The following is a 25,407-nucleotide window of genomic DNA, read 5'->3' on the forward strand; positions in this document are numbered from 1 at the left end:
TATAAACACGGTGTTGGCTATTCAACAAACAGTTACTTTCATTATGTACGTTCTCCAACACATTTACTGAAAATGTTGAGGAACTAACTCATACATCTGTAAAAAAGAAGAAAGGGTTGTTGGTTTTGAGTTTAAAATTAGACAGACGCAAACAATATACACGCATGGTGCTAATGGAAAGTCTAGTATCGTTATTGCAGAATAAACAAATATCTGCTATAACGATCAAAGAAATTTGTGAGCTCGCCGATATTAATCGTTCTACATTTTACTCCCACTATTCCAATCAATATGACTTATTAAATTCCATTGAAGAAAAATTTATCGACGATATGATGGCCGCACTAAAGCAATATAACTTTTCAAAAGAGGAAGAAGCTTTCTTAATTATCGAGAAAATTCTGGAGTACATCTCAAAAAACAAGGTCATATGCCAAGTACTTCTTAATCAGAGCACCGAACATCATTTTCAAAAACAAGGCACGCTTATTATAAAAAAATTTATTTTTAATAATTGGATCACGAAAGAGAAGCTTGATCGGCATCATTTCGAATATATGATCATTTTTGTGGTAGGCGGAAGCGTTTTTGTTATCAAAAATTGGCTGGAGACTGGAATGAAGGAAAGTTATCAGGAAATGGCAGAGATCATAAACAATCTGATTAATAAAGGCCTATCGACGATTCGATGAGAAAACATCATAATAAATAAGCAGAACTCAAGACTATGATACAGCAAGCCATCACCCTTTTAATGCAGTCAAAAAAAAGACCCGGAAATTTGTTTCTTCATCCGGGTCAACTTTATAGAAGGAATTTAAATATTCTCATTTTCCATCTTACTTACAGCTATATAGCTAGTATCCTTATTAAGTTAGCTTTTGTTCTTTGTCTCCTGTAAAAGGTGAACCTCGTCGTTAACTTGAATATTGCCCGTTTTAATAACCGATGCATAGACGCCAAAATGATTATTTCTTTCTTTAATCACAGCTTTATGCAAACTCGAATCCCGCTTACTACTTACTGGATCTACAGTAATAATCATACATCTTTTGCAATATCTTACTAATTCTATTTCAACTTCATTCCCAATTCGAATTCGTTTACCAAACCATTCCTCTTCTATGAACGGGACTTTGTCGTTTAAATTAAGGACTAAATTAGGGCGAAATCTTCTAGAATCAATCTCGCTGCCCCATATTTCTTCTATTTTATGCAGGGAAGCATCAGTAACCAATAGCAGATGCTCTTCTGCAATTGGACCAATGGGAACATGTGATGGAGAATATTCGATCGTGGACACTTCACGATTTGATTTTTTTCCCATTTCATTTAGTAATTGACGATCGTTCCAATCAAGGACTTCACCCTCAGGTGTTTGAACGATGACTCTTGGGTATATATCTGATTGTTCTTCTCCTTGAAAACGAGCACTATACTGAACCATCTCCGGAAATTGGGTAATGGTTAAAAATTTCCCCTTTTTTGTTTCATCGATATACGCATGACTACGATCTCCATACAGGCCATATTTCATTACTTTTGTATTACGGACACTTTCTCCGCGTAATGATTTAACTGGGTGACGAACAATTTGTTCAATACGACCGATCAACATTATTTGTCCCTCTATTCTAAACCAGAATTTTCTATATGTAACAACACTAATTGATTTACATAAACAAATGAAAGAAGGTGGTAAGTAAGCCGAATGAAAGCTTACCTGCCACCTGCAATCATTTCTTAAATCCACCTTAATTTGAGCTGTCTTGTGTGTAAGAATAACCTATTCTTACTATATAGATATTACTCTTCTTCCTTTAGATCCTCAATGGAGTCAATATCCATATATTCTGGAACTACTAACCCTAATTTTGTTCCATGCATATTTGAACCGAGATCTTCAAAGTTGCCTTCATATTCAGCAAAGTAATCGGCATGTGTTGTTGGAAGCCATGCACCCACAATAGCATCTCCACTTCCATCAGCTACACCAGCCCACATAGGACCTGCATCAACTTGTACTAAATCCACTTCATACCCTACACTTTCAAGTGCACTAGCAACAACATTAGTGCTTGCGATTACATCATCCCATGCTACATACAGGAGGGTAATTTCTTCACCGCTAACCTCATTGACTCCTTCAGTCCATGTACTTACAACATCTTCATTCTCACTTACCCATTGCGAAGCAGCTTCATCAGGTGCTGCTCCCTCTTGGATTAAATTCATAACATTTTCGATATGTTCAGGTTCCCAGTTAAACTGATCCAGCAGCATGTGAGCATCTGGATGATCATCTTTTAACCCTAAACGAGCAATTGTATGAACATCTTCAGCTTCACCGTATAAACCTTCTGGATCCTCTAGGTATTTCAAATCAAAGGAATTAAATTTCCAGTGTGGGCTCCAGCCAGTTATAATGATAGGCTCCTCGCTATCGTAAGCTTTTTTAAGAGCAGCTGTCATCGCAGCTCCTGAACCTTCCACTACTTCCCAATTATCCAGTCCATATCCAGGTAAAACATCGTTAATTGTTAAGTTCATTATACCGGCACCTGGATCAATACCGATAATTTCGTAATCAAGCTGTTCTCCTACCGACCCTGTGGCAGCATCATCACTTCCACAAGCAGCTAAACCTAATGTTAATGTTACTGCTGAAGCCACACCTAAAAATTTCTTAATCATTACAGTTCCCCCTTAATTATGTTTGCAGTTTAAGTATGGAAAAACAAAATAGCTGTCAATACTGTTTCAAACAGCACAAGCAACTGTTCCATACATTAAATAGAGGAATCTGCTTTCTAGTATTAGCATAACGCTATAACCCTTTGTCATAAAGAAAGGAAGCATATCAAAATAGAACCAACACAGCAGTTTTGGCTTTAATATGAAATTAGATATGTATCTAATAACAATAAAAACTCGAGACATATCAATTGGCATATATTAACATATAGAAAGAAGAAAATAGAATTATTACATGCCGAAATCTTACGTTCTGGAAAGTCATCCTGCCTATCTTTTTTCAAGTAATGGATCATGTAATCTTAGAGAGTTACCCATTAAAAGAATATCAGGATCATTTCCCAGTGCCTTTGTCGGTTCAACAGGCTGCTGCACTCTTCCTTAAATGACTGAGGTGCTAATAGAATACTAATATGTAAAAAACATTTCCCTCTGTGAATCATCTCAAATTTCTGGAATTTTCAAAATGATCTACTTCTATTATAGAATAATACTTAGGAATCTTTCAAATAGCGTATTGGCTAAGGAATGGTTATAATCTCCTATGACATTGTACTAACGGTAATGGATCGGCATATGCTTACATTTCCTCCTTTTTTCTTATGATTCCTTACTATTTGACTCTACTGCTATAAAAAAAGAAGACTTACTTATTATTATTGTATACTTACCCTGTTGAGTTTATGAGTCTTAATTTCTATTTAAATTAGCTCATTCCATAAAAAATAATATAATAACTTTTTAGTTATACCCGCTATTTCTCATATGAAACCTATTTTATAAAGAAACTTGCCCACTGGCGAAACAAAGTCAAAAGAGGACAAGCCGAAATTAATATTTGTAAAACACGAATATACATTATCTCGGTTTGGATATTTAAACACGTCCGTTCCACCTGCGCTGCGGACCCTGTTTTTACGTGGGAACAGAAGCGTCTCCTCGAAACAAAATCTCCTGCGGGGGCTCAGCCTTTCCTCTATTTTCCACAGGAGTCGAGTGTCCTCCGCTCCATTTCACTCTTATTAATAAAATATATTTTATAATCATAAAAAAAACCGAATGATTAGAAAGATGACCTCCCTAACCATTCGCTTCTATGGTTGTGTTAAATATTTATGTCCCAACCTGTTTTCAGTGACATAAGGTTTATGTAACAAATTAAGATAATAATGAATTAATATGGATTCGTTGCAAGCATGCTAGCTGTTTTAACATAAATACGCTGATGTAATTTTAATTGTGAAACAATCACTTCAGCAATGTCCTCTGGCTGCATGTACTTTTCATCGTTATTTTCTGCAATCAGATTGGTTTTAACGGCCATGTCGGTTGCAACAGTACTAGGTGTTAAAGCTGTAACACGAATATTGTTTCTGCGGACCTCTTGTGCTAAAGATTCTGTTAAACCGATTACACCAAATTTAGATGCACTGTATGCGCTGGATGTAGCCGCTCCATTTAATCCGTTTGTGGATGAAATATTGATGATGTCCCCTCTGTTTTTTTCAATAAGCTGCGGAAGGACTGCATGGGTCATATAGTAGACGCCCATTAAGTTAACATCAATGATATGTTTCCAGTCTTGTGGATCCATCTCCAGCAATGTGCCAAATTGTCCTACACCAGCATTATTGATAAGAATATCTGCTGGGCCGGCTTCAGACGTCAAGTTCTTCACTGCTTCCTTAACCTCTTCCTGTGAAGATACGTCCACAGGTGCATATGCTACGTTTACACCTAATGCTTCCACTTCTTTTGCCACTTCCTTTAGAGCTTCCTCAGTTCTGGCTAGCAGCCCCAGGTTTACACCCTCTTTTGCTAAAGCAATCGCTGCCGCCTTACCGATTCCTCTCCCAGCTCCAGTGACAAACGCAACTTTTCCTTTTAATGATTGTGTCATGTTCAACAGCTCCTTTCTTGTTCTATTATATAATTGTGGTTAAAAATTTCTAAGAATATGCTTTTTACTATCAAATTATTTAAGTCAAACTGCAGCATTTTAGAATTCCAAATAAAATCATAAATCATATAAAAAACCCGGATTTCCTCTAAATCCGGGTTTCTTTTAAATGTGGCATATTAAATTTCTATAAAATTCATTCTGATAAAACTATTTATTAGCTGGCTTACGCGGTTTTGGTTTGAAATATAACCCAAGCTCTTTCTTCTCTTTTGCCAATGACCGGTACAGAGAGACCATCATTAATATGACAATAATGGAGAATGGGAAGGCTGCTCCGATAAGAATGTTTTGAAGAGCCTGCAGACCGCCACTGTATAAAAGAGTCAGCGCAATTGTAGATTGTGCAATCCCCCAAGTCAGCTTGATTGTATTTGGTGGTGTAAGTGACCCATTTGTCGTCTGCATTCCAAGTACAAATGTCGCCGAATCGGCTGACGTAATAAAGAATGTACAAATCAGCACGAGTGCTACTATAGAAAGAATTGTAGACATCGGGAACTCGTTAAAGACCGCAAATAGTACTTCCTCTGTTACATATTGCGACAAGTCAATATTCCCAGCATTTTGAACATCAATTGCCGATGTGCCAAATACAGCAAACCAGAAGAAGCTTACAATACTAGGAAGCAGAAGAACACCTATTAAAAATTCTCGTATCGTTCTTCCTCTTGAAACACGCGCAATAAATATGCCAACAAATGGTGACCATGATAGCCACCATGCCCAATAGAAGATCGTCCATGCATTAATCCAAGAACGATGATCTTCATTTAAAGGAGCGATTCGGAAGCTCATTTGGACAATATTTTGAATATAGCCTCCTAATGAATCAGTAAACAAATTCAAAATAAGAATCGTTGGTCCCGCAATAAACATTAGAATCAATAACGCAACGGCTAAGAACATATTTGCATTACTTAGGATCTTAATTCCCTTGCTTAACCCAGACCATGCAGACATTAAGAAAAGGACCGTAACGATTGCAATAATAATAAACTGCACCATGAAGTTATTTGGAATTCCAAACAAATAGGACAAGCCTCCATTAATCTGTGCAGCCCCAAATCCTAAAGTAGTCGCTACTCCAATCACTGTAGCAAATACTGCTAAGACATCTATCAATGTGCCAAGTCGACCTTCCATTCTTTTTGCACCTAAGACAGGCTTTAACGTGGCTGAGATAAGACCAGATTCCCCTTTGCGGAATTGAAAGTAAGCCAGCGCAAGTGCAACGATTGCATAAATCCCCCAAGCATGGATTCCCCAATGGAAGAAAGTATATCTCATAGCCTCTTTCGTGGCAGAATTTGATCCTCCCTCAGCAAGCGGCGGATCAATAAAGTGGGAAAGCGGTTCGGCTGCTCCCCAGAAAACTAAGCCAATACCCATTCCTGCACTAAAAAGCATCGCAAACCAAGATGACTTTGTGTACTCAGGTTTTTCGTCTGGCTTTCCTAATTTAATTGCACCAACCGGACTAAAAATAAGAAATATACAAAAAAGTACAATGATGGTTACCAGAATCAAATAATACCATCCAAAGGCTGTTGAGAAAAATGCCTGAATATTGCCTGTCGCCTCTTCGAAAGTTTCAGGTGCAGCAATACCAAATATGACAGCTGCAAGCACGATCGCAACTGATATCCAAAAAACGTTTGTTATTTTACTCATAGAATATTCCTTTCTCTGTAAAATACTGTTCCTTATAAATACAAATAACATCCTTTTATAACTTTTCCCAAAATCTCCACTTTAAGTTCAAAGATTCTATATTTTTTATTATGAATTGTTAATTTATGTTGAATAAACGGGGTTATTTGAGGTGATTCCCCAGGTGGAATTGCCAATTTTGCAGGAAATAAAAGAGTACAATAATTAATAATTTCCAAAAAGTATCCTATGCCATAAAAGGATGTACTTGGCTATAAGGTATTATGCCAACTGCTATATCTTAACATATCTGAGCTTCTTAAAAAAAGCGAGAAGCAATACTCAATGTCTTTTAAGGCATCAATTTTTGTCCGCATTTCAGAAAAAAACTCTTTCTTTATTCATCGATTTTCTGCTCAATTTGTATCTTTCGAAAAGTATTAATAAAGGTTGCTATTACTACATTTTTAAGCAGTAAACTTTCTTCTGAATGCTTTTATTTTTTGATTTTTGAAAACGTTAAACAATTTTCAACAAAAAATTTTTTTATTTTTTTTTATTTTTTTAGCTGATTCCAACTATACACTTCCAAAATATAGGGATATAGTCTTTTAGATTACACTTAAAATTAGACAGTGTTTTTCTGTTTGACAATTCGCTGAAAATTGTTAAAATACATATATTCTAAATATTTAGGCCTGTGACTGTCCTTGCAGGCAAGACCTAAATTAGCAGTTTGTTTTTATGTTGCTGAATTAGGTCTTTTTTTATTTTAATGAAAAGGAGTTAAAAAGCATGAAACCAGAGGATATCGTAAGAAGCGGTCCAAACCAGTATGTTTGTAAGGAAGGGGTCTTAAAAGATATTTCTTTCTTTTTAAAGGACTTTCAATCTCCTGTTGTAGTGACAGGACATAAATCCTTTGAAGCGTTTACTCATTACACAAGCCTTCCTTCTCATGTAGAAGTTCTTCAGCATAGTGGATATAGCTCAGATTCTGCTATTAACTCTCTAGCAGATCGTGCTCGTCAAGCAGATGTCATTATTGGCATTGGCGGAGGAATTATCCTCGACACCGCTAAATCGGTCGCCGACACATTAAACATTGAAGTGATTACGATTCCAACCGTCGTTGGCACATGTGCTGCGACCACTCCTTTAAGTGTTATTTATGATAACTCCGGCTCATTTATTAGAGTCGATTACCATAAGCGTTCCAGCTATTTCACATTAATTGATCCGGTCATGCTCCTTAGCTCTCCCGCTGACTACTTTAAAGGTGGAATTGGGGATACATTAGCCAAATGGTACGAGGCCGAGGCCATTATTCGAAACACAATGAAAGATGATAACTTTTCGATTATGATTCATTCAGGCTTACAGCATGCCGCATTTATTAAGGAAATATTATTAAAAGAAAGTTTAACGGCACTTGAAAGTTTGGAAACAAACACTGTTTCTCCTTCCTTTACGAAGGTCGTTGAATCCGTAATCACCTTAGCCGGAACGGTAGGCGGATATGCCGGTCGCTACGGCAGAATGGCTGGTGCCCATGCCATTCACAATGGACTCAGCTTTGTAAAAGAAACCCATAGTATTCTTCATGGACAAAAAGTGGCATATGGAATTTTGGTGCAACTCATTGTAGAAAATCGCCATGCCGAAGTGGAAGAACTTATACCTTTTTATAAGGCACTCAGCTTTCCTATCAACTTAAAAGATTTGAATGTCACTGAAAATCACAGTCAAGCCATGGCACTCGTCGCAGCACATGCAAGTAAACCGGAGGAATCCCTGCAGCTAATGGGCACATTTAGCGAAGCGGATGTCATCCATGCTATGGAACAGCTCGAAACCATATTGGTAGGGAATTGATTTAATTCGGGTGGTCATGCGACTGCCCGATTTTTTTGCTTCATACTGTATTTCAAATTTATTGTTATTTAACTGAAATTTAAAAGCTTATTTGTTTCTTCAGGCTAAATAAGACAGAAAGGCCTCCGTATTTACGAAGGCCTTTTTTATTCGGATTGATCTAACTTGTGATGTCTTCTTCGAATATAGATACTACGTTTTTAAAAGGAGTGTATGGCGATTGGAATACACTTCCATCCTAGTTAATCTTTCGGTATCTCTATATCCTGCCTTTGCATTCTTCTAATATATTCTAGTTCAACCCCGCCATAAGTTCCGTTTCCGCCAAAGGAGCGTTCAGGAACAGCCTCTTCACGTTCTGCATCATAGGCGATCCATCCAAAATACATATACATCTCAGAATAGAAGCTGCTCGTTATCGTTGACTGTTTTGCCATTTCCACTTCAATAAAAGGATTCATAAAAGCTGTCCATTCTGGTGGAAGCTCCACTATTCCATAGGATTCATCTCCAAGTGAAACCGTTTCCTTCATTTGAACTTTTGGATCGTAGAATTCAATTCCATCCGTCATACGATATCCTCTGTCTCTAATTAAGAATAAATCGATAGATCCTAATTGATCATCAGGATGAATATTCCATATGAAGCGATAGCTCGAAGGATCATTAGGGTTAGTTTTCCAAAGCATCGGATCTCCTTTTGTATTGACTGAATTTATCGTCCACTTTTTGTTATGCCAAGTCCATGAAGTAAATCCATAATTCTCCTTATTTGAAATAAACGGGACCAGAACATTGCGTTCGTCAATAAAAATGGTATCCTGGATGACTGCCGCATCAGCTTGAGGGTAAATGCTATTAATCTCTTTTACCAGTTGTTCGTCTGCTGGCATAGAGGAAGGATCCGCAAAGAAGTACCAGTATGTGATTGCTGCTAAAAGGACCAATAGGACCCCAAGTCCTATGAGGTATTTTTTCTTCATTATCTTATTCTCCCCCCTTAAGCAGGGATTCTTCTGAGCGTAGATATAATTGCTTTTCAGGCGTTGTTATTAAAAGACCTTTGCCATCTTCTTCGATATAAATAATAGCTGAGATACCGCTCCCCCACCTTGGAGAAAGCTCAATAAGCTGATAAGGAAACCGTTCGTTGACTATATTTTCTTCTCCATATGCAAATGTCTCTTCATACCACTCACCACCCATAATGGCTGCTTCCTTCATTGTTTCCATCTGATTTAGGAGGCTTTCTTTGTTTAATATTTGCTCCTCTGCTGAGGGGTGAATATGAATAACAGAAGCATTCTCAATGTTAGAAATATACGTAGATGGATTGTCAGGATAAACGAGCTGCTGAAGAGGTATTGCTAACAAGGTTAATGCTAAAAAAATAAAATTCCCCAGGAACCCTAACCATGCAAACTTTCGATATGTCTCCCAGCGTCCTTCTTTTCGTTTAAGAATAAAGTATAGTACCCAGACTCCAAGTGGAAGAAGCGGAATTCTTAAAAGCGTGCCAATAAGCACCCAATGAAACGAAAAAGTAAATAAACCAGCAAAAAGAACAATCATAATTTTCCATATTTTTGGTTTAACAGTTTGTTTTCTATAAATTCGAATAGCAATATACGCAATAATGCCCCATCCTACAACGGTAATTAGAATTGTCATAAGATTGAAGACAGGAAAATTTAATTCTATTTGAAACACCTCCTTTTTTCTGTCACAGTGACGCCCCGGAAAATCTTGTTTCATAGATTGTTCCACAGAACGCCCCTGGGAAAGTTAGCGCTCTCAATTAGCTGAAGGATCACCAAATATTTTTTGCTTCAGCTAAGTTTTCTAGGGATATGAGATTTTTTTGCATAGGTGCTGGACATATTTTATTATATTTTATGATGTGTTCATTAATTATTTTTACATCTTCTTCGGATTGGCACCGATGAACAGATTCTGAAATTTGCTTTTGTAATTTCAGCCACTCAGGCAAGTAGCCAGCGTCTTTTGCGATCTTCTGAAAGTTTTGATAAACATCCCTTTCCAAATACCCTTTTGGCAGGGGCTTTCCTTTGCCCTTTAAAGTATCTTTCTCACCTGCGTTTTCTAAAATATCGCCTATTAGATCATTGTATTTTCTCTCCATCGTATTCCCCCTTGATCTCCTGTCTATAAAACGTACTCATTTAAGTTTAGAATTAACCCCTTATTTTGTAAATGTTGTCCCTCAAATTAAACTAAATTCAGTGAAAATAGGACATGTGTGAGGTAAAGAATACACCCTAAGGCTGCACTGGTGATGTTCCCTCTTATAAACAGGAAAGACCCTAAAATCATAAAAGATATGATTTCAGGGTCTCATCTTAAAATTCTTAAAGCTTTTCTCCATTGCTCTCAATAACATTCTTATACCAGTAAAAGGACTTTTTCTTGCTGCGCTTCAGTGTACCGCTACCGTCATCATGCTTATCTACATAGATGAATCCATAGCGTTTTGAAAATTCGCCCGTTGATGCACTCACTAGGTCGATACAGCCCCAGCTTGTGAAGCCCATTAGATCAACTCCGTCTTCAATTGCTTCTGCCATTGCTTTTATATGGCTGCGTAAGTAATCAATTCGGTAGTCATCGTTGATTGAGCCATCCTCTTCGACTTTATCATAAGCACCGAGCCCATTTTCAACGATAAACAGGGGTACACGATAACGATCATATAATTTATTTAAAATCACACGCAATCCAGTAGGATCTATTTCCCATCCCCAATCACTAGCTTGTAAGAATGGATTTTTGACTCCTTCAAACAGATTGCCCTGTGCCATATTAAGTCCTGTTTTATCTTTCTTTTGCGTGAATGACATATAGTAGCTTAAGCCAACATAATCAACAGGATGATTTTTAATTAATTCCAAATCACCTTCGCGAATATCAAGTGAAATATTGTGTTTTTTAAAGAACCGTTCAGCATAAGCGGGATATTCTCCTCGTACTTGAACATCTCCGCAGTAAAAATTAAAAATACGTTCTTCATCTAGTGCAAACATGACGTTTTCTGGGTTAGAGTCATATGAATATATTGGTGCAGACAATAGCATGCATCCAATTTTTGCATCAGGAATAATTTCGTGACATGCTTTTACTGCAAGACTGCTGGCCACAAATTGGTGATGAAATGCCTGAAAGATGGACTGATATTTATTTTCTTCATTTTCAATTGAAAATCCCATGCTCATAATGGGAAAATGAAGGGCACTGTTAATTTCATTGAATGTCATCCAATTCTTTACTTTGTCTTTAAAGCGATTAAAAATCGCATTAACATACGTTTCAAAATAACCAATGACCTCTCGGCTTCTCCAGCCTCCGTATTCTTTAACCAGATTTAAAGGCATTTCATAGTGTGAAATTGTTACTACCGGCTCAATCCCATATTTATGCAGTTCGTCAAAAACACGGTCATAAAACGCAAGCCCCTCTTCATTCGGCTCTGCTTCATTGCCGTCAGGGAAAATACGGCTCCACGCAATTGACATACGGTAAACTTTAAAGCCCATTTCAGCAAATAATCCGATATCTTCTTTGTAACGATTATAAAAGTCTATTCCTTCATGGTTAGGGTAATACTTTCCTGGAACGATTTCAAAATCAAATCCAGGCTGTTTTAATACATTTAGTCTCTCTTTCCCTCCAGGCAAAACGTCGGCAATATTTAGCCCTTTATTTCCCTTGTGGAAACCACCTTCCATCTGATTTGCCGCAGTAGCTCCTCCCCAAAGAAAACCTTCTGGAAATTTATTTAATGAATTCATATCAGCACTCTCCTTATCATAATGAAGGGGATAATTCCCCCCAAAGCTTTACTTAAAATTAAATTAATAATGTTAGAAGTTTCTCTTTATTTTTAATGCTTTTTTGATCAGTAGCCACTATTTCATTATAACGATCAGTATTTGTAATAATGATCGGTGTGGTTAGTTCGTATCCTGCTTCTAAGATCCTTTCCATATCAAAGTCCACTAGTTTGTCGCCTTTTTTGACTATGTCTCCCGCTTTTACATGAGCGGTGAAGTGTTTCCCATTTAATTGAACCGTATTGATTCCAACATGAATCAAAATCTCTGCCCCTTCATCTGAAGTGAGCCCAATCGCATGCCCTGTTGGGAATACCACCGTAACCGTACCGTCTACAGGAGAAGTAACTTCTCCTGCTGCTGGTTCAATTGCAATCCCTTTTCCCATTGCTTCTGAGGCAAAAGCAGCGTCGTTTACCTCCACTAATGGTTTTAGCTTGCCTGCAAGAGGGCTAACCACAAGCTCTTTTTTCACTAATTGCTCAACAGCGGCATTCTGATCTAAAATCTTTGTTTCGTTTGAACCTTGTGCCAATTTATTGCCTTTATTTCTTGTTTCATATCCCAGGACCAAAACTAAGATAAATGCTACTGCAAAGGCCGTAAGGATACCAATAATATGAAAAGTAATTGGTGTATTGGCTGGAATTGCCAGCAAGCTTGGAAATGCAAAAGATGTTGATTTAGTGCCGAGCATCCCATTAATCGCACCGCCAACTACCCCAGCAATGACGAGCGTAATCAGAGTCTTTCTATACCTTAAAATAATTCCATATAAGATAGGTTCTGTAACGCCGGCGAACAAGCCTGGAAGCATTGTAGAACCCGCGAGTGTTTTTAATTTTTTATCCTTCGTTTTAAAGAATATACCTGCTGCTACACCAATCTGAGCAAAAACGGCTGCAGATAGCATTGATAATAGCGGATCTCCTCCATCTGCAATATTCTGCAGTATGATGGGAACTAGCCCCCAGTGTAGGCCTAATAAAGTTAAGAATGTCCAAGCTGCCCCCATAACAGCACCTGTTAGTATTCCGCTTCTTTCAGCTAAGAATTGGATGATAGCACCAATCCCCTCACCGACATACGTACCAAAAGGTCCAAAGATCAGAACTGTTAAAGGAACGATGACAATTAATGAAAGCATTGGCACCAAGAAGAGCTGTAAATCTTTGTGAATCACTTTCTTTAGACCCTTTTCGAACAGCGCATACATACAAACTGCAATAAAAACTGGAAAAACAGTTGACGAATAATCCACAACAATGGCTGGAATACCTAAAAACGATGATCCAGCTTCAATTAATCCTGTTAAATTAGGTTCAAGCAAGGCTGCACCAATGGTTCCACCTACATACGGATTGGCCCCAAGCCTGATCGCTAAAGTTATTCCTAGGAAAATAGGCAAAAAGTAAAAGATTGCGTTCCCTGCAGCTGACAGAATCATATAAGTTCCGCTTTCTGCAGATAGCCATCCCACTAGTGTAAGCAGAGTTAATAATGCTTTGAGCATTCCAGCACCTGCCAATGCAGGAATGATCGGTGAAAAAGTTCGAGATATAACATCAAAAATTTGTGAAGTAATAGAACCTTGATTTTTATTATCAACAGATTTCTTTTCTCCAATGCTGGCAATCTTAACAATCTCTTTATATACTTCTGAAACATGAGAGCCAACCACTACTTGGAACTGTCCGCCGCTTTGAACAACACTTAATATCCCGTCTGCATTCTCTAGAGCCTGTTTATTGGCTTTGTCATTATTCACCAGAGTAAATCTTAATCTTGTCGCACAATGAATAAGGCTTGATATATTTTCATCTCCACCAACATTTTGTACGATTTGCTTTGCAAGTTTTTCGTAGCTCATTGTTCATTCTCCTTTAAATGGTTAAAAGACTGCATTTCTATTTATTTTTAGTATCTTTTGAATCATCTATTTCATACCTCATCACATCTTCAGCAAAGAAAAAAACCTAAACTGACCCCTTCCCATTTGAAAGAGTCAATTTAGGTTTTGCCTCGTAAGTTACAATCCTAAAAAAACATATTTATTTATTTATTTATTTAAAACACGTTGAATATGAATAGTTAGATAAAGCATTTCTTCCTCTGTTAACTCATATTTATATTTATTTTCTACAAATTTTTTAATTTTTTGTGTGCATTGATACGCATTGGGATACTTACTTTTTATCACATTAATCAGATCATCTTCATCCTTATTCTTGTAATGCGAACCCTTCACTAGTCTATGTGCAAAAAACTTCAAATGAGTAATAAAACGATAGTAATTTAATGAATTCTCATCAAACTCAATTTTCAGATGATACTTAACGATGGTTAAAATATCTTGTATCACCTTCGTCATGTCAATGAGGTTTGTCATATCTTCGTTTAGTTGAGCATTTACGATATGAAGTGCGATGAAAGCTGCTTCATCTTCTGGCAAGATCACATTAAATTGATCACAAATCATATTTAATGCTTCCAGTCCAATTTCAAACTCTTCCTTATACAAATGCTTCGTTTCCCATAACAATCCATTTTTTATCGGCAAATTGTCATTGTGCCTCTCAATTGCAAAATGGATATGATCTGTCAAAGATATATAAATACTATCATTTAATTTCTTGCCTAACTTCATTTTTGCATATTGAATGATCTTTTCAGAGAGTTCCATATATTCCATAGGAATATCCGAGATAAGGGTTTTAAACTTCTTTGTAATATCATCATCTTCCGAAGTGAAAACTTTATCGATTTGTTTCTCATTAATTTGATCACCAGAACGTTTATTGAAAGCAATCCCACGTCCCATAACAATTACTTCTTGATCATCCTTAATTGAGACAACAACATTGTTGTTTAAAATTTTTACGATTTTCACTTCTTCACCTCCGATAACAAAAAGGCAAAACCGCCCCCTGTTAATGTAAAAAGGTCTCGGTTTTGCCTGATTTAACAGTTACAATCCGTCTTGTATGCGCTTTAAGTACATAGTACTATACTAACTTTTGAATTGCAAGTACTTTAAGTGTCACAGGGACACCCCGGAAAATCTTGTTTCACAGATTATTCCACAGGGCATTGGATTTTTTATTCCAGTAAAAGGCTGCATAACGGATAAATTCTCTCGCCGGATGGCTCAGGTAACTGCCCTTTTTATATGATGCATAGATTTTCCAGGTTGGTTTTTGACTTATTGAAAAGTATTTTACATTAGGATGGTTTTGGGCATATATTACTGGAATAACCGAACAGCATAATCCTTCAGCAACCATCTTAAATAGAGTTTGACAGCTTCTTGTCTCTAGTAAAATATTGATCTTACATTCACTTGTAAGCTGATCGAAGAGATCTCGTAAAGTGGAACCCTTTTGCATAATGGCAAAGGAATCTTCTTTAAACTGCTCCAAGCTGATCTCAGGGAGATGTTCTCCCAAAGCTCCTCCTAATTCGGCAAGGTAATGGGACACGGGAACCGCTAGAATAATTTCTTCAGCACAGATAGAGATATGTTCATCATTCGTTTTTTGGTGATCCTGTAAGGTAAGAAAGCCAATATCAAGATTTCCTGCAGCGATCTCATTTTGCTGCTGGCGGACTGTAAGCTCGTAAGGTTCCACTTTCACATGAGGAAATTGTTTATAGAATAAAGGATAGACAGAGGCAAACATTTCGGAACCACGCTCTGGAGTAAAGCCTAAGCTTAATTTTCCTTTTTGCTTCTCTAATAGGTCATTGATTTGATTATATGTATCTTTTTTTATTTGAAGCATTTTCTTGGCATTTTCACTATAAATCTTCCCTGCTGAAGTTAACTGCCAATTCGCTCTTGAGCGCATGAAAAGCTGTGTGCCAAGTTCCTTTTCTAATCTAAGAAGCTGCTGATTGAGGGCTGACTGGGTGATAAACAGCTTCTCTGCCGCTCGTGTAATATTCTTTTCCTCAGCTATTTTTATGATATATTCCAGCTGCTTTAAATCCATTCACACTTCACCCCTAACTCTTAATTTTCCTAAGAGCAGTCTAAAATGATTAACGTTTTCTTCTATTTTCTCTAAGCGTACAATGAAGGCAAAGAAAGAACAAGACTCTAGGAGGAAAAACATGGGGATTTCTTACATTAAAGTGAACAAAAATGATAACGTTGCCATAACTGTTAATGCCATTGCCTCTGGGACAGAAATAATGGAAGGTGTCAAAGCCAATCATGATATTCCGCAAGGCCATAAAATAGCATTATGCCATATAGCTGAAGGGGCAGCCATTACTCGATATGGCGTGACTCTAGGCTACGCAATTGCGGACATCGATATAGGAGATTGGATTAACGAGCATATGCTAAAGCTTCCCATCCCCCCTTCACTGGATGATATGAGCTATGCAGTTAACTTAGTGAGAGATTTACCAGAGCCTCCAGTCAAAACATTTATGGCTTTTCCTAATGAAGATGGATTTGCAGGGACGAGAAACATATTAGGCATCGTGACTACCGTTCAGTGTGTCACTGGGATTTTAAACAATGCTGTAAAAAAGATGAAAGAAACTCTTCTGCCGCTATACCCTAATGTAGATGATATTGTAGCGATTAATCACGCATATGGATGCGGGGTCGCCATCTCTGCTCCTGACGCGGTTATTCCCATTCGCATGCTGAGAAATATGGTGAAACACCCGAACTTCGGCGGTGAAACGATGATCATTTCTCTGGGATGTGAGAAGTTAACATTAGAAATGCTAATGGATGAAGACTATAACACACCTGAAAATGTGCTGACATTACAAGAAGTAAACGGGCATGATGCCATCATGGCCAAAATGATGAAAATGGCCGAACATAAGCTGAAAAAACTAAACAAAAGAGAACGCGTTGAACTGCCTCTCTCTCAATTATGTATTGGTCTGCAATGCGGAGGAAGTGATGCGTTTTCAGGTGTTACTGCCAATCCGGCAGCCGGATATAGCGCTGATTTGCTCGTAAATGCCGGTGCAACTGTGATGTTTTCTGAAGTAACAGAGGTGCGTGATGGCGTTCATCTTATTGCCGAACGCTGTGTGAATGAAGAAGTAGCAAGCAAATTAGCAGCAGAGATGAAATGGTACGATCAGTACTTAGAAAATTCTCATGTGGATCGTTCTGCAAATCCTACACCCGGGAACAAAAAAGGAGGCCTATCCAATATCGTTGAAAAAGCGATGGGCTCCATTGCGAAGTCTGGTTCCTCACCGATCGTAGAGGTCCTCTCTCCTGGAGAAAGGCCTGCAGAAAAAGGAATGATTTTTGCGGCAACCCCTGCCAGCGACTTTGTATGCGGCTCCTGCCAGCTATCCAGCGGCATGACCCTTCAGGTTTTTATGACAGGAAGAGGAACGCCATATGGACTGGCTGCGGCTCCAGTGATTAAAGTAGGAACTAGAAACGATCTAAAAAACATGTGGCATGACCTCATTGATGTGAACGCTGGACCAATTGCAACAGGAGAAGCCACCATCCAAGAAATCGGGACACTCTTATTTAACGAAATCATCGATGTCGCCAGCGGACGAAAAACCTGTGCAGAGAAATATGAAATCTATAATGATTTTACACCGTTTAATCCGGCTCCGATTACTTAAGCGGTCACAGTGAGCGGTTAAGCGGTCACAGTGACGCCCCGGTTTTTCTTGTTTCACAGCTAATGTTTCACAACCCTATAAAGCCTAATCCTGTTATAGGATTAGGCTCTTTTGCCTTTTTAGCAGAGAATAGTTTATTCCGTAATCAATCCATAAGCAGAGATCTTCTTAATTCTTCGCGATACAAGCATGGAGACTACATAAGCTAAAACAAAGATCGCTGTACAGATTAATAGAATGGTGGGTAAATGAATGGTGAAATCCAACCTCTTAACTCCTGCATTTGAGAGTAATAGGGACAGCATTGGATTCGTGAAAAAATAACCAAGTATTCCACCCATCACTACACCAGCTGTGACAACTGGAAGAAAACTGATCGATATTTGATTCATGAGCTGAAGGGTTGTATACCCTATTGCTTTCATGACCCCAAACTCTTTTTTACGCTTAATAATGACCGTTTTGATCACTAGATATAGAATTAGTACTACAACGAGAACAGTTATAGTCAAAACCATCACCATAACTGCAAATACCGCAGCTGTATACATCCCCGTCTGGGTTTCAATATTATCGTCAATATCTAACGTTTCAGAAATCTGATCACCGTACTGTTGCTCAACTTTATTCATAAAGTCTTTATTCGATATACCATCCAAATAGACATATAGAGAAGTCCCTTTATATGTTGATTGTAATTGCTGCATGCCATCCATTGTCAGTGCGGCTACCTGTCCTAGATTCCCAACAGTTTGACTGAGACCAGTTAGCAGATAACGCTTCTTTTCACTGCCATATCCTACTTCAACGGTATCGCCAATCCCTTTATTGATTTGGCTGGATACAATCCATGAGATGGATATTTCATTTTCATGAATTGGCTGACGGCCATCATAAACAATATTATTTTCTAATTCGCTGTAATCGTGTGTAACATTTGTATAAACAGTTTGATCATCAATTTTTACTGTAATTAAGTCGAATAAATTTACATTTTTCACATGATCCATTTTCTTAATGTTATTCAGCATGTCTCCTGTATCGGTATCAGGTTTCACATTTACCATTACATTTGCAGGTTCAGTACCGAATAAATGAATAAACGCCGTTTTGTCTGAAGCTACATTATAGTACAGAATTGCAGAAAAGATAGCAGCTAAAGTTAATGCACTCATAATAATGAAGATCATTATATTTTGTTTTGCATTTATGAGCGTTGATTTAATTGCAAGCAGGAAATGAAGATTTCCTCTCTCTTTCTCCAATGGAAAGTAATTTTTTCTAAAACTATGCGTTTGAATGCCGCCGCGCAGTGCCTCGACAGGTAAAATCTTTCTGACTCGAAAGGCTGATAACAGGGTAACCATCACAACTAAAAAAATGACAAGCATGATACTTACAAAATTTATTAAAATATCAAATTCCTGAATCCATACTAAGCCAGATAAGGATGAAATAGCACCACCGAAGAATGGCATTAAGACGTATGACAAAGCAATTCCAGCTGTACCAGCACAAAAAACAATAACGATAAACTGCAGGATAATGGATGAAAGAATTTGCCTGCTGGTATAGCCAATTGCCTTTAATACACCTATATTTCCCATTCCATCTTCAATGCTATTAGAAACTCGGAATGTAATAACAATGAGTGATATGAGCACAATAATCGCTGCAAAAGCTACCAGTATTGTCGCGATAATATTAATGGTTAACGTACTTACATTTTTCACTATTTCAATATCCAACCCTAATACATAGGAAGAAGTCTCTCCTGCAATTGTTTGAGGAAATTTCTTAGTGAAATCATTTAAAAGCTTCGGAGATTCCGTTTTTTCTTTCATCAGCGCCGATAGAATGATTCCATTTGATGAATCATCTACATGATCTGCCAGTGATCGAAAGGATCTCGCGGGCAGCATGAATTTCATAACTCCGATGTTGGTTGTACCCATAATGGTCGTTTCTAAGAATCCAGCTATGTGATATTCATAGACTGCACCAAGATAAGTGATGGTAAAGCTATCTCCTAATTTGTATCCTCCATCAGTTTTAAAACTATAAGGAACAAAAATATCGTTGGCACTTGTAGTATCTAGTTTTTCAACCAGTTTTAATGGTCCAATACTTCGGCTGTTTTCTGCATTAAAGATGGCAACACTGCTGGTTAGCTCACTGCTTCCATACTTAAATTTAGCAAGGTTCATCATGACAATTTCTTCTGTTTCAGTTTTTGTTACCCCAGAGTAGTTTGTTAAAAATTCGTCATATCCTGAATGAAAACTAGCTTGATCCATCATAATGGCTACATGGGGATCTCTTAATTCTTCAACTTTATCATCAAAAAAAGGATTTATTTGGGTGATGACCATTAGGCCAATATTAAGAAGCATTGCAGCAACCGTTATAAAGATAAATAAAGAGACAGCAGCAGATTTACTTTTTCTAATATTAGCCAATGCTAGTTTCATTATCTTCACATCACCACCCCATTTCTGCAAGGAAGTGTTTGAGCTTTTCAAGACGCTCAAGGTTCTCATTCTCACTAAATGCCCCTAGCTGCAAATCACCGCAAATGACACCGTCTTTTAGATAAATCACGCGATTTCCCCGCAATGCTGTTTTTAAATCATGTGTAACTAAGACAATACTTTGTCCTTTCGTATTTATATCTGTAAAAACATCCAAAACACGATCACTTGAAGCGGAATTCAGGGCACCTGTCGGTTCGTCTGCAAATAATACTATCGGTTTGTTGATGATGGCTCTTACAATTCCAACCCGCTGTGCTTCTCCGCCGGAAAGTTGTGCTGGAAACTTAGCCCATGAGTTTTCCTCTATCTCTACTTGTTTTAATAATTCTTTGGCTTTTTGAACGATTTCCCTCTTATTTTTACTAACTAAGAGGCCGCTTGTCAGCACGTTATCCAGCACACTCATATTATCAAGCAGATAGATTTGCTGAAAGACAAATCCGCAATGCTTTCTCCTAAAAACAGCCAGCTGATCGTTGCTGAACTTCGCCAACCTTTTACCAGCAAAATCTATTTCCCCTAAAGTGGGTTGATCCATACCGCTAATCGCATAAAGCAAAGTAGATTTCCCTGAGCCTGAACTGCCCATTATGATCGTAAAATCTCCTTCCAGTAAACTGATATCTAAGTTTTTCAAGACATGCTGCTGCGTTCCGCCACTTGAGAAGGTCTTACAAAGCTTTTCCGTTCTAATAATGGTTTTTGTCATAAATTTGGCAACTCCCTTACTATTTAACAGAATAAAAAAAGACTGTAAAAATGAGTACAGTCTTATCATACAAAATAAGTTCTTATTAAATCTTTGTGCAATTCTTAACTGATTCTTAATTATTACGCAAGCTTGATTTTAAGGGAGACGGTGAAACCATCTTCTCGGCTGTGACAGCTAATTTGGCCGTCCATGCTTTCCATAAAGTACTTTGATATGTATAAACCCAGACCTGAACCACTTTTCCCTTCCACATTTCTCCCCCGATAATATTTATTAAATAGGAGAGGCACTTCATCTTCACTAATTCCCATGCCGAAATCCATTATGTGGAGTTCAAGGAAACCTTGATTAATTTGAGAGCTGATCTTGATCTGTGTACCTGCGTATTTATAGGAATTACTAATAATATTGTCTATGACCTGCTGCACTCTTACAGGATCGATTAAAATAATACACGGCGGCAGCGAACCATAAACAATTTGCTGATCATAATTGACGTTTTCAATTATGTTAAGGAGTTCTTCACTTGATACTTCAGTAACGGTTAACTTTAATTGCTGCAGTTCTTCTAAAGTGGCATGGAACATATCCGTTATGAGCAAGTCAATTTGTTCTGCTTTCGAATAAATCGTGTTCACATGCTTTCTCACTTTCTCATCATTTGCCTGCACAAGCATTAACTCACTAACCGCTTTAATTGAAGCAACAGGTGTCTTTATATCATGACTCAATGTCGCCACCAGCTCCTTCTTACTCTGATTAGATTCATATTCTCTTTGTTTGGCTGCATCAAGTTCTTCCCGCAATAAATCAAAGCTTTCTGTGAACGCACCAAAATAATTATCCTTCTTTATAGGTAAAGGAATATCAAGAAGACCTCTTGCTATATTTGCTGCAAAGTGCTGAAGCTGCTGAAATGGTTTCAATAGTGTTCTATGAATATAAACAATATAAAAAATACTAACTAGCATCAATATTCCAAATATAACACTTAAAAATGTGATCAATTCCGTCTTCATCTGCTGCAAAAGCTCTTGCTCATTATTGCGAATAATGACCTTTCCAACCGTTTCGTCATAATTCTGTATGTCAACAATAGTATCCCTATTTCTTATGGCTTCGTATAAATCGGTAAAATGATTGCCGGGTGTTTGATAGATCACGTTTGATTGATCATCTATGATAGCAAAAGATTGTTTGATGTCGCTGTTGTTGAATGAATTTCCGCTGAAATTTCCCCAATCTGCTTCAGCTGTTTTCACCACATCATTAATGGCAGCCAGATCGGCGACTGGCAGATTTTTATTTTTTATAATGAGGATAGAGAAAATTAATCCTGCACTAAATACAGCAAGTATAATCATGATTAACAACTTAACTTTCATTAGCTGATATCCTCTAAAACATAACCTGTTCCCCACACCGTTTTAATAAATTGCGGATCCTTAGGATTCTTTTCAATTTTCTCACGCAAATGACGAATATGAACATTTAAGGTTCCGTCTCCTACAAAGGCGTCTCCCCAAACATTATGAAACAATTCATCTTTTGTGATGATTCGATTTTTATTATTCGCCAAGTAGGAAAGAAGCTTATATTCCATTGTTTTGAGGCCAATAGCAACTCCATTTACTCTTACACGGTGCAGCTTTGTATCAATTTGGATATTGCCAAACTCTATAGTTTCCAGGCTGCCTCTTTGACTGCTGCCATATCTTTTAAGTACCGCCTTTACTTTTGCCAATAAGATGCTTAGTGTATAGGGCTTTTGGATATAGTCATCTCCCCCTATGTTGAGGGCGATTAATACATCGTCATCACTAGAACGCGCACTGATAAACAAAATCGGAATCTGCGTAGTCTGGCGCAATTTTTTACACAAGTCAAATCCAGATGAATCTCCCAAGTTAATATCAAGAAGAATTACCGACGGCTGATTCGCCTCCAAAAAGCGCTCGCACTCCTCTGCCCCCGTTACAAACTCAGACTTCACATCAAACATATTAAAATATTCACAGGTCGACTCAGCCAAAGCAACCTCATCATCGACAATTAAACAATCCAGGATCATCCGCTGAACTCCTTTCGGTTAGCTTTGTTTTTATTGTACAAGAATTTTGCGTCACTGTGACGCCCCGAAAAATATTGTTTCACAAGTTGTTCCACGGTTCGAATTAGCACTATCAGCAATAATTGTGTATAAACCAAAAGCACCTGCAAACATATGCAGGTGCTTTTAAAAACGCGAAGAATATATTATTCCCCCTGAAAAGTCCAAAAGTTATTTAATAAGAAGTTGACCAGTGGAATAACGAGAACAGTTACCAGTTCTCCGATGAAGTAATGAAAAGAAAGAATATGAACAACGAAAAATATAAGAATAACGTTCAACAAAAATCCAACCAACGAAACGAATAAAAACCGAACTAACTTACGGTGAGTAAAATGGCTGTTAAAGGTATAACGGATGTTTATGAAAAACGAAACAATCGTCATGATAATAAAAGCAGCTGCAGACCCAATCACCGGATCCCATTGATATTTTTCTATAAAAATAAAAACAGAAAGAAAATACACACCCACACTAATGCAGCCGACCAGGCTATATTTAAGAAACCGTATAATTAAATCTCTCTGCAAAAGCATATTTTTCCCTCACTATATTCACTGCCGTCTTCATTTTGCAGCTTTCTAAAAATCCAGCTTTCTAAAAAACTTTTTCACAAGCATGCCGTGGTTCTCTGCGATTGGTTTTTCATGAACCTCTTGCTTTTGGTTGATCAAGAACACTAACTGCAGGAAGATTAAGGGCAGAAATGATTTTCTGTATGCTAAATATTTCGGCTCCCAATCTGATGCAAATTTACTCTTATATTCTTTTAAGCCTTTAAAGTTATATTTTTTATTGCCATAGCGATAGACCAGTCTGATCATCTTTTCAGCCCAAAAGCAGTCCTGCCCGTCTCCAACATTTGATAGAGGTGCCATTCCTAAACTGCATTCTTGGAATTGATTAGTTTGGGCCCATTCAAAAATGCTTAAAAATAACATATCCATTGCACCAGCAGGACTGCTATCGGCCTTTCTCATCAAATCAATGCTTAAGGTCTGCCTATAATCATCCGCTAAGGTTGCAAACGCCGTAATTTTTCCTTCACCGTCACGTAAAATGGCAATCGGGAAATGCGATACATAGTTGTGACAAAAAGAAACGACCGAGAACCCTTTTTCTTTCTGACTTCCTAACCAAGAATCTGACACCTCTTGGATTTCTGCCATCAGCATATCTGTATGAGGAGGTGCTGCAACACAGAATGAAAAACCGCTTCTGGAAAATTTACTCATCGTATTCCGGAATTTTCCTGCTTTTTTTCCTTCAAGTGTAAATTGATTTAACTTAATGACAGCTTCTTCACCCAATTTCACAAATCGGAACCCATTATCATGATAATTGTTCATATAACTAGGAGTTACTTGGTAAAATACAGGCTTTGCTTTTTTCCACTTACAATATTCAGTAAACTCTTTAATCGCTTTGCCAAAATGTGCTTCGTCTCCGATTGGATCGCCAAGAACAACATATTTATTAAAAATTTGCTTATACATAATTAAAACGCTTTGATCACTTGTCCAGAATTGTTTTTTATCACGTAAGAAGATTAAATGTGATACATGATTGCCGCCTTTTTCTTTTAAAAAAGCTAACAGCTTATCAGAATGAACTTGCTGCTGATTTTCAGATAAATCCCTATTTGCTTGTCGGTTTTGAAAGTTAAAAACGAGATTTCTCAGAAAAATCATAGGTATTTCCTCCTGATAAATAGATAAATTTCACAGATTTGATCATACCACATTCGGAACATTGTTCATATAAACAAATTATGGTCACTGTGACGCCCCGACAAATGAACTAGAAAAGAATTCTATATTCTAAGATATAGAAAACATATCCATTTTATCTCGATAAACTAACACACCCAAACAGGAAATTTATGTTAATATGTAAATAATGAACGAAGCACTCCTATTCAGAAAGGGCAAAGAAAGATGACTAAAAAAGCAAAAATTTCTATCATAGTAATCCTAATACTGATGCCAGTTATATTTCTTCTTTCTTATGAAGAATCTGAAACATTCGAGGGGTTTCCCGTTCCAAAAATGGCTGTACTCACAAAGTCTCAAAGTGACCTTGAAGCTTATGAATGGGGACCCGCTTCCGAGGAAAATGGTCTTCCCTTAAGATACATGGCCATTATTAGACTCTGGGGCTGGGATAAAAAAGAACAAGAAGGTGCTTTAACCACTTATGAGAAAGACGGAAGAGAAGTGGAATTACTTTCCCAGACCGATTATTTGGGTTTAAGTTCTTCTGAGTAAAAGATGCATATTTTCACACTCAAAAAGCTCAGATCGAGAAACCTCTGAGCTCTATGCTTTTTCTCTTGCGCT

Annotated in this window: 21 protein-coding genes; 4 read left to right on the forward strand and 17 right to left on the reverse strand. The window is 37.5% G+C overall.

From position 1 onward, the window contains the following. Window positions 1-173: 173 nt before the first annotated feature. Window positions 174-692 carry a TetR/AcrR family transcriptional regulator gene (locus B7E07_RS20205; RefSeq protein WP_257391509.1) on the forward strand — a complete coding sequence of 173 codons (519 nt, stop codon included), beginning with the start codon at window positions 174-176 and terminating at the stop codon, window positions 690-692. A 182-nt stretch (window positions 693-874) separates the two neighbouring features. On the opposite strand, the gene B7E07_RS20210 is transcribed toward B7E07_RS20205, so the two are convergent. From B7E07_RS20210 to B7E07_RS20225, 4 genes are all read right to left on the reverse strand, one after another. Beyond that, window positions 875-1,618, reverse strand: coding sequence for an MOSC domain-containing protein (locus tag B7E07_RS20210; protein ID WP_080848605.1), 744 nt, complete (start codon window positions 1,616-1,618; stop codon window positions 875-877). Window positions 1,619-1,806: 188 nt separating this feature from the next. Continuing rightward, the gene (locus B7E07_RS20215; RefSeq protein WP_080848606.1) at window positions 1,807-2,694 is read right to left on the reverse strand and encodes a glycine betaine ABC transporter substrate-binding protein; all 888 of its coding nucleotides are present in this window, start codon (window positions 2,692-2,694) and stop codon (window positions 1,807-1,809) included. Between the two features lie 1,234 nt (window positions 2,695-3,928). Continuing rightward, entirely contained in the window at window positions 3,929-4,654 is a 726-nt protein-coding gene (locus B7E07_RS20220) for a 3-ketoacyl-ACP reductase (RefSeq protein ID WP_080848607.1), read from the reverse strand. Window positions 4,655-4,864: 210 nt separating this feature from the next. Then, entirely contained in the window at window positions 4,865-6,388 is a 1,524-nt protein-coding gene (locus B7E07_RS20225) for a glycine betaine uptake BCCT transporter (RefSeq protein ID WP_080848608.1), read from the reverse strand. Between the two features lie 774 nt (window positions 6,389-7,162). Here B7E07_RS20225 and B7E07_RS20230 point away from each other — a divergent pair. Then, the gene (locus B7E07_RS20230) at window positions 7,163-8,242 is read left to right on the forward strand and encodes an iron-containing alcohol dehydrogenase family protein (protein ID WP_080848609.1); all 1,080 of its coding nucleotides are present in this window, start codon (window positions 7,163-7,165) and stop codon (window positions 8,240-8,242) included. A gap of 242 nt (window positions 8,243-8,484) precedes the next feature. On the opposite strand, the gene B7E07_RS20235 is transcribed toward B7E07_RS20230, so the two are convergent. The 7 genes from B7E07_RS20235 to B7E07_RS20265 form a co-directional block, all read right to left on the reverse strand. Continuing rightward, window positions 8,485-9,225: a hypothetical protein gene (locus B7E07_RS20235; protein ID WP_080848610.1), complete on the reverse strand. Its 741-nt coding sequence runs from the start codon at window positions 9,223-9,225 to the stop codon at window positions 8,485-8,487. A 4-nt stretch (window positions 9,226-9,229) separates the two neighbouring features. Beyond that, on the reverse strand, window positions 9,230-9,913 hold the full coding sequence (locus tag B7E07_RS20240) for a hypothetical protein (protein WP_257391510.1): 684 nt from the start codon (window positions 9,911-9,913) through the stop codon (window positions 9,230-9,232). 139 nt (window positions 9,914-10,052) lie between these two features. Further along, window positions 10,053-10,385, reverse strand: a complete 333-nt coding sequence (locus tag B7E07_RS20245; RefSeq protein WP_080848611.1) for a DnaJ family domain-containing protein — start codon at window positions 10,383-10,385, stop codon at window positions 10,053-10,055. A gap of 226 nt (window positions 10,386-10,611) precedes the next feature. Beyond that, a complete protein-coding gene (locus tag B7E07_RS20250) occupies window positions 10,612-12,048 on the reverse strand; it encodes a glycoside hydrolase family 1 protein (protein WP_080848612.1) in 1,437 nt (478 codons plus the stop codon). A 58-nt stretch (window positions 12,049-12,106) separates the two neighbouring features. After that, the gene (locus B7E07_RS20255) at window positions 12,107-13,960 is read right to left on the reverse strand and encodes a beta-glucoside-specific PTS transporter subunit IIABC (RefSeq protein WP_080848613.1); all 1,854 of its coding nucleotides are present in this window, start codon (window positions 13,958-13,960) and stop codon (window positions 12,107-12,109) included. Between the two features lie 189 nt (window positions 13,961-14,149). Beyond that, on the reverse strand, window positions 14,150-14,980 hold the full coding sequence (licT, locus tag B7E07_RS20260; protein ID WP_080848614.1) for a BglG family transcription antiterminator LicT: 831 nt from the start codon (window positions 14,978-14,980) through the stop codon (window positions 14,150-14,152). A gap of 178 nt (window positions 14,981-15,158) precedes the next feature. Next, a complete protein-coding gene (locus B7E07_RS20265) occupies window positions 15,159-16,082 on the reverse strand; it encodes a LysR family transcriptional regulator (protein WP_080848615.1) in 924 nt (307 codons plus the stop codon). Window positions 16,083-16,203: 121 nt separating this feature from the next. Between B7E07_RS20265 and garD the strand changes: the two genes are divergently transcribed. Beyond that, entirely contained in the window at window positions 16,204-17,712 is a 1,509-nt protein-coding gene (garD, locus tag B7E07_RS20270; protein WP_080848616.1) for a galactarate dehydratase, read from the forward strand. 134 nt (window positions 17,713-17,846) lie between these two features. Here garD and B7E07_RS20275 read toward each other — a convergent pair whose 3' ends face one another. The 6 genes from B7E07_RS20275 to B7E07_RS20300 all read right to left on the reverse strand — a co-directional run bounded on the left by B7E07_RS20275 (window position 17,847) and on the right by B7E07_RS20300 (window position 24,759). Further along, window positions 17,847-20,183 carry an ABC transporter permease gene (locus B7E07_RS20275; RefSeq protein ID WP_257391559.1) on the reverse strand — a complete coding sequence of 779 codons (2,337 nt, stop codon included), beginning with the start codon at window positions 20,181-20,183 and terminating at the stop codon, window positions 17,847-17,849. A 10-nt stretch (window positions 20,184-20,193) separates the two neighbouring features. Then, window positions 20,194-20,955 carry an ABC transporter ATP-binding protein gene (locus B7E07_RS20280; RefSeq protein ID WP_080848617.1) on the reverse strand — a complete coding sequence of 254 codons (762 nt, stop codon included), beginning with the start codon at window positions 20,953-20,955 and terminating at the stop codon, window positions 20,194-20,196. 122 nt (window positions 20,956-21,077) lie between these two features. Continuing rightward, window positions 21,078-22,343 carry a HAMP domain-containing sensor histidine kinase gene (locus B7E07_RS20285; protein ID WP_080848618.1) on the reverse strand — a complete coding sequence of 422 codons (1,266 nt, stop codon included), beginning with the start codon at window positions 22,341-22,343 and terminating at the stop codon, window positions 21,078-21,080. Next, a complete protein-coding gene (locus tag B7E07_RS20290) occupies window positions 22,343-23,029 on the reverse strand; it encodes a response regulator transcription factor (RefSeq protein WP_080848619.1) in 687 nt (228 codons plus the stop codon). Before B7E07_RS20290 ends, B7E07_RS20285 begins: the two co-directional genes overlap by 1 nt. 185 nt (window positions 23,030-23,214) lie before the next feature. Next, the gene (locus tag B7E07_RS20295; protein ID WP_080848620.1) at window positions 23,215-23,604 is read right to left on the reverse strand and encodes a GtrA family protein; all 390 of its coding nucleotides are present in this window, start codon (window positions 23,602-23,604) and stop codon (window positions 23,215-23,217) included. Between the two features lie 45 nt (window positions 23,605-23,649). Beyond that, complete coding sequence (locus B7E07_RS20300; protein WP_080848621.1) at window positions 23,650-24,759, reverse strand: phosphatidylglycerol lysyltransferase domain-containing protein; 1,110 nt, start codon at window positions 24,757-24,759, stop codon at window positions 23,650-23,652. A gap of 246 nt (window positions 24,760-25,005) precedes the next feature. Between B7E07_RS20300 and B7E07_RS20305 the strand changes: the two genes are divergently transcribed. After that, the gene (locus B7E07_RS20305) at window positions 25,006-25,335 is read left to right on the forward strand and encodes a hypothetical protein (protein WP_080848622.1); all 330 of its coding nucleotides are present in this window, start codon (window positions 25,006-25,008) and stop codon (window positions 25,333-25,335) included. Window positions 25,336-25,407: the final 72 nt, after the last annotated feature.

Source organism: Cytobacillus gottheilii, from assembly GCF_900166665.1.
Classification (GTDB): domain Bacteria; phylum Bacillota; class Bacilli; order Bacillales; family Cytobacillaceae; genus Cytobacillus; species Cytobacillus gottheilii_A.

What these genes read in the sequence shown, in the direction of transcription:
- B7E07_RS20205 (WP_257391509.1), top strand. Translation starts at nt 174, where the DNA reads ATGGAAAGTCTAGTATCGTTATTGCAGAATAAACAAATATCTGCTATA.
- B7E07_RS20210 (WP_080848605.1), bottom strand. Translation starts at nt 1,618, where the DNA reads ATGTTGATCGGTCGTATTGAACAAATTGTTCGTCACCCAGTTAAATCA.
- B7E07_RS20215 (WP_080848606.1), bottom strand. Translation starts at nt 2,694, where the DNA reads ATGATTAAGAAATTTTTAGGTGTGGCTTCAGCAGTAACATTAACATTA.
- B7E07_RS20220 (WP_080848607.1), bottom strand. Translation starts at nt 4,654, where the DNA reads ATGACACAATCATTAAAAGGAAAAGTTGCGTTTGTCACTGGAGCTGGG.
- B7E07_RS20225 (WP_080848608.1), bottom strand. Translation starts at nt 6,388, where the DNA reads ATGAGTAAAATAACAAACGTTTTTTGGATATCAGTTGCGATCGTGCTT.
- B7E07_RS20230 (WP_080848609.1), top strand. Translation starts at nt 7,163, where the DNA reads ATGAAACCAGAGGATATCGTAAGAAGCGGTCCAAACCAGTATGTTTGT.
- B7E07_RS20235 (WP_080848610.1), bottom strand. Translation starts at nt 9,225, where the DNA reads ATGAAGAAAAAATACCTCATAGGACTTGGGGTCCTATTGGTCCTTTTA.
- B7E07_RS20240 (WP_257391510.1), bottom strand. Translation starts at nt 9,913, where the DNA reads ATGACAATTCTAATTACCGTTGTAGGATGGGGCATTATTGCGTATATT.
- B7E07_RS20245 (WP_080848611.1), bottom strand. Translation starts at nt 10,385, where the DNA reads ATGGAGAGAAAATACAATGATCTAATAGGCGATATTTTAGAAAACGCA.
- B7E07_RS20250 (WP_080848612.1), bottom strand. Translation starts at nt 12,048, where the DNA reads ATGAATTCATTAAATAAATTTCCAGAAGGTTTTCTTTGGGGAGGAGCT.
- B7E07_RS20255 (WP_080848613.1), bottom strand. Translation starts at nt 13,960, where the DNA reads ATGAGCTACGAAAAACTTGCAAAGCAAATCGTACAAAATGTTGGTGGA.
- B7E07_RS20265 (WP_080848615.1), bottom strand. Translation starts at nt 16,082, where the DNA reads ATGGATTTAAAGCAGCTGGAATATATCATAAAAATAGCTGAGGAAAAG.
- garD (WP_080848616.1), top strand. Translation starts at nt 16,204, where the DNA reads ATGGGGATTTCTTACATTAAAGTGAACAAAAATGATAACGTTGCCATA.
- B7E07_RS20275 (WP_257391559.1), bottom strand. Translation starts at nt 20,183, where the DNA reads ATGAAACTAGCATTGGCTAATATTAGAAAAAGTAAATCTGCTGCTGTC.
- B7E07_RS20280 (WP_080848617.1), bottom strand. Translation starts at nt 20,955, where the DNA reads ATGACAAAAACCATTATTAGAACGGAAAAGCTTTGTAAGACCTTCTCA.
- B7E07_RS20285 (WP_080848618.1), bottom strand. Translation starts at nt 22,343, where the DNA reads ATGAAAGTTAAGTTGTTAATCATGATTATACTTGCTGTATTTAGTGCA.
- B7E07_RS20290 (WP_080848619.1), bottom strand. Translation starts at nt 23,029, where the DNA reads ATGATCCTGGATTGTTTAATTGTCGATGATGAGGTTGCTTTGGCTGAG.
- B7E07_RS20295 (WP_080848620.1), bottom strand. Translation starts at nt 23,604, where the DNA reads ATGCTTTTGCAGAGAGATTTAATTATACGGTTTCTTAAATATAGCCTG.
- B7E07_RS20300 (WP_080848621.1), bottom strand. Translation starts at nt 24,759, where the DNA reads ATGATTTTTCTGAGAAATCTCGTTTTTAACTTTCAAAACCGACAAGCA.
- B7E07_RS20305 (WP_080848622.1), top strand. Translation starts at nt 25,006, where the DNA reads ATGACTAAAAAAGCAAAAATTTCTATCATAGTAATCCTAATACTGATG.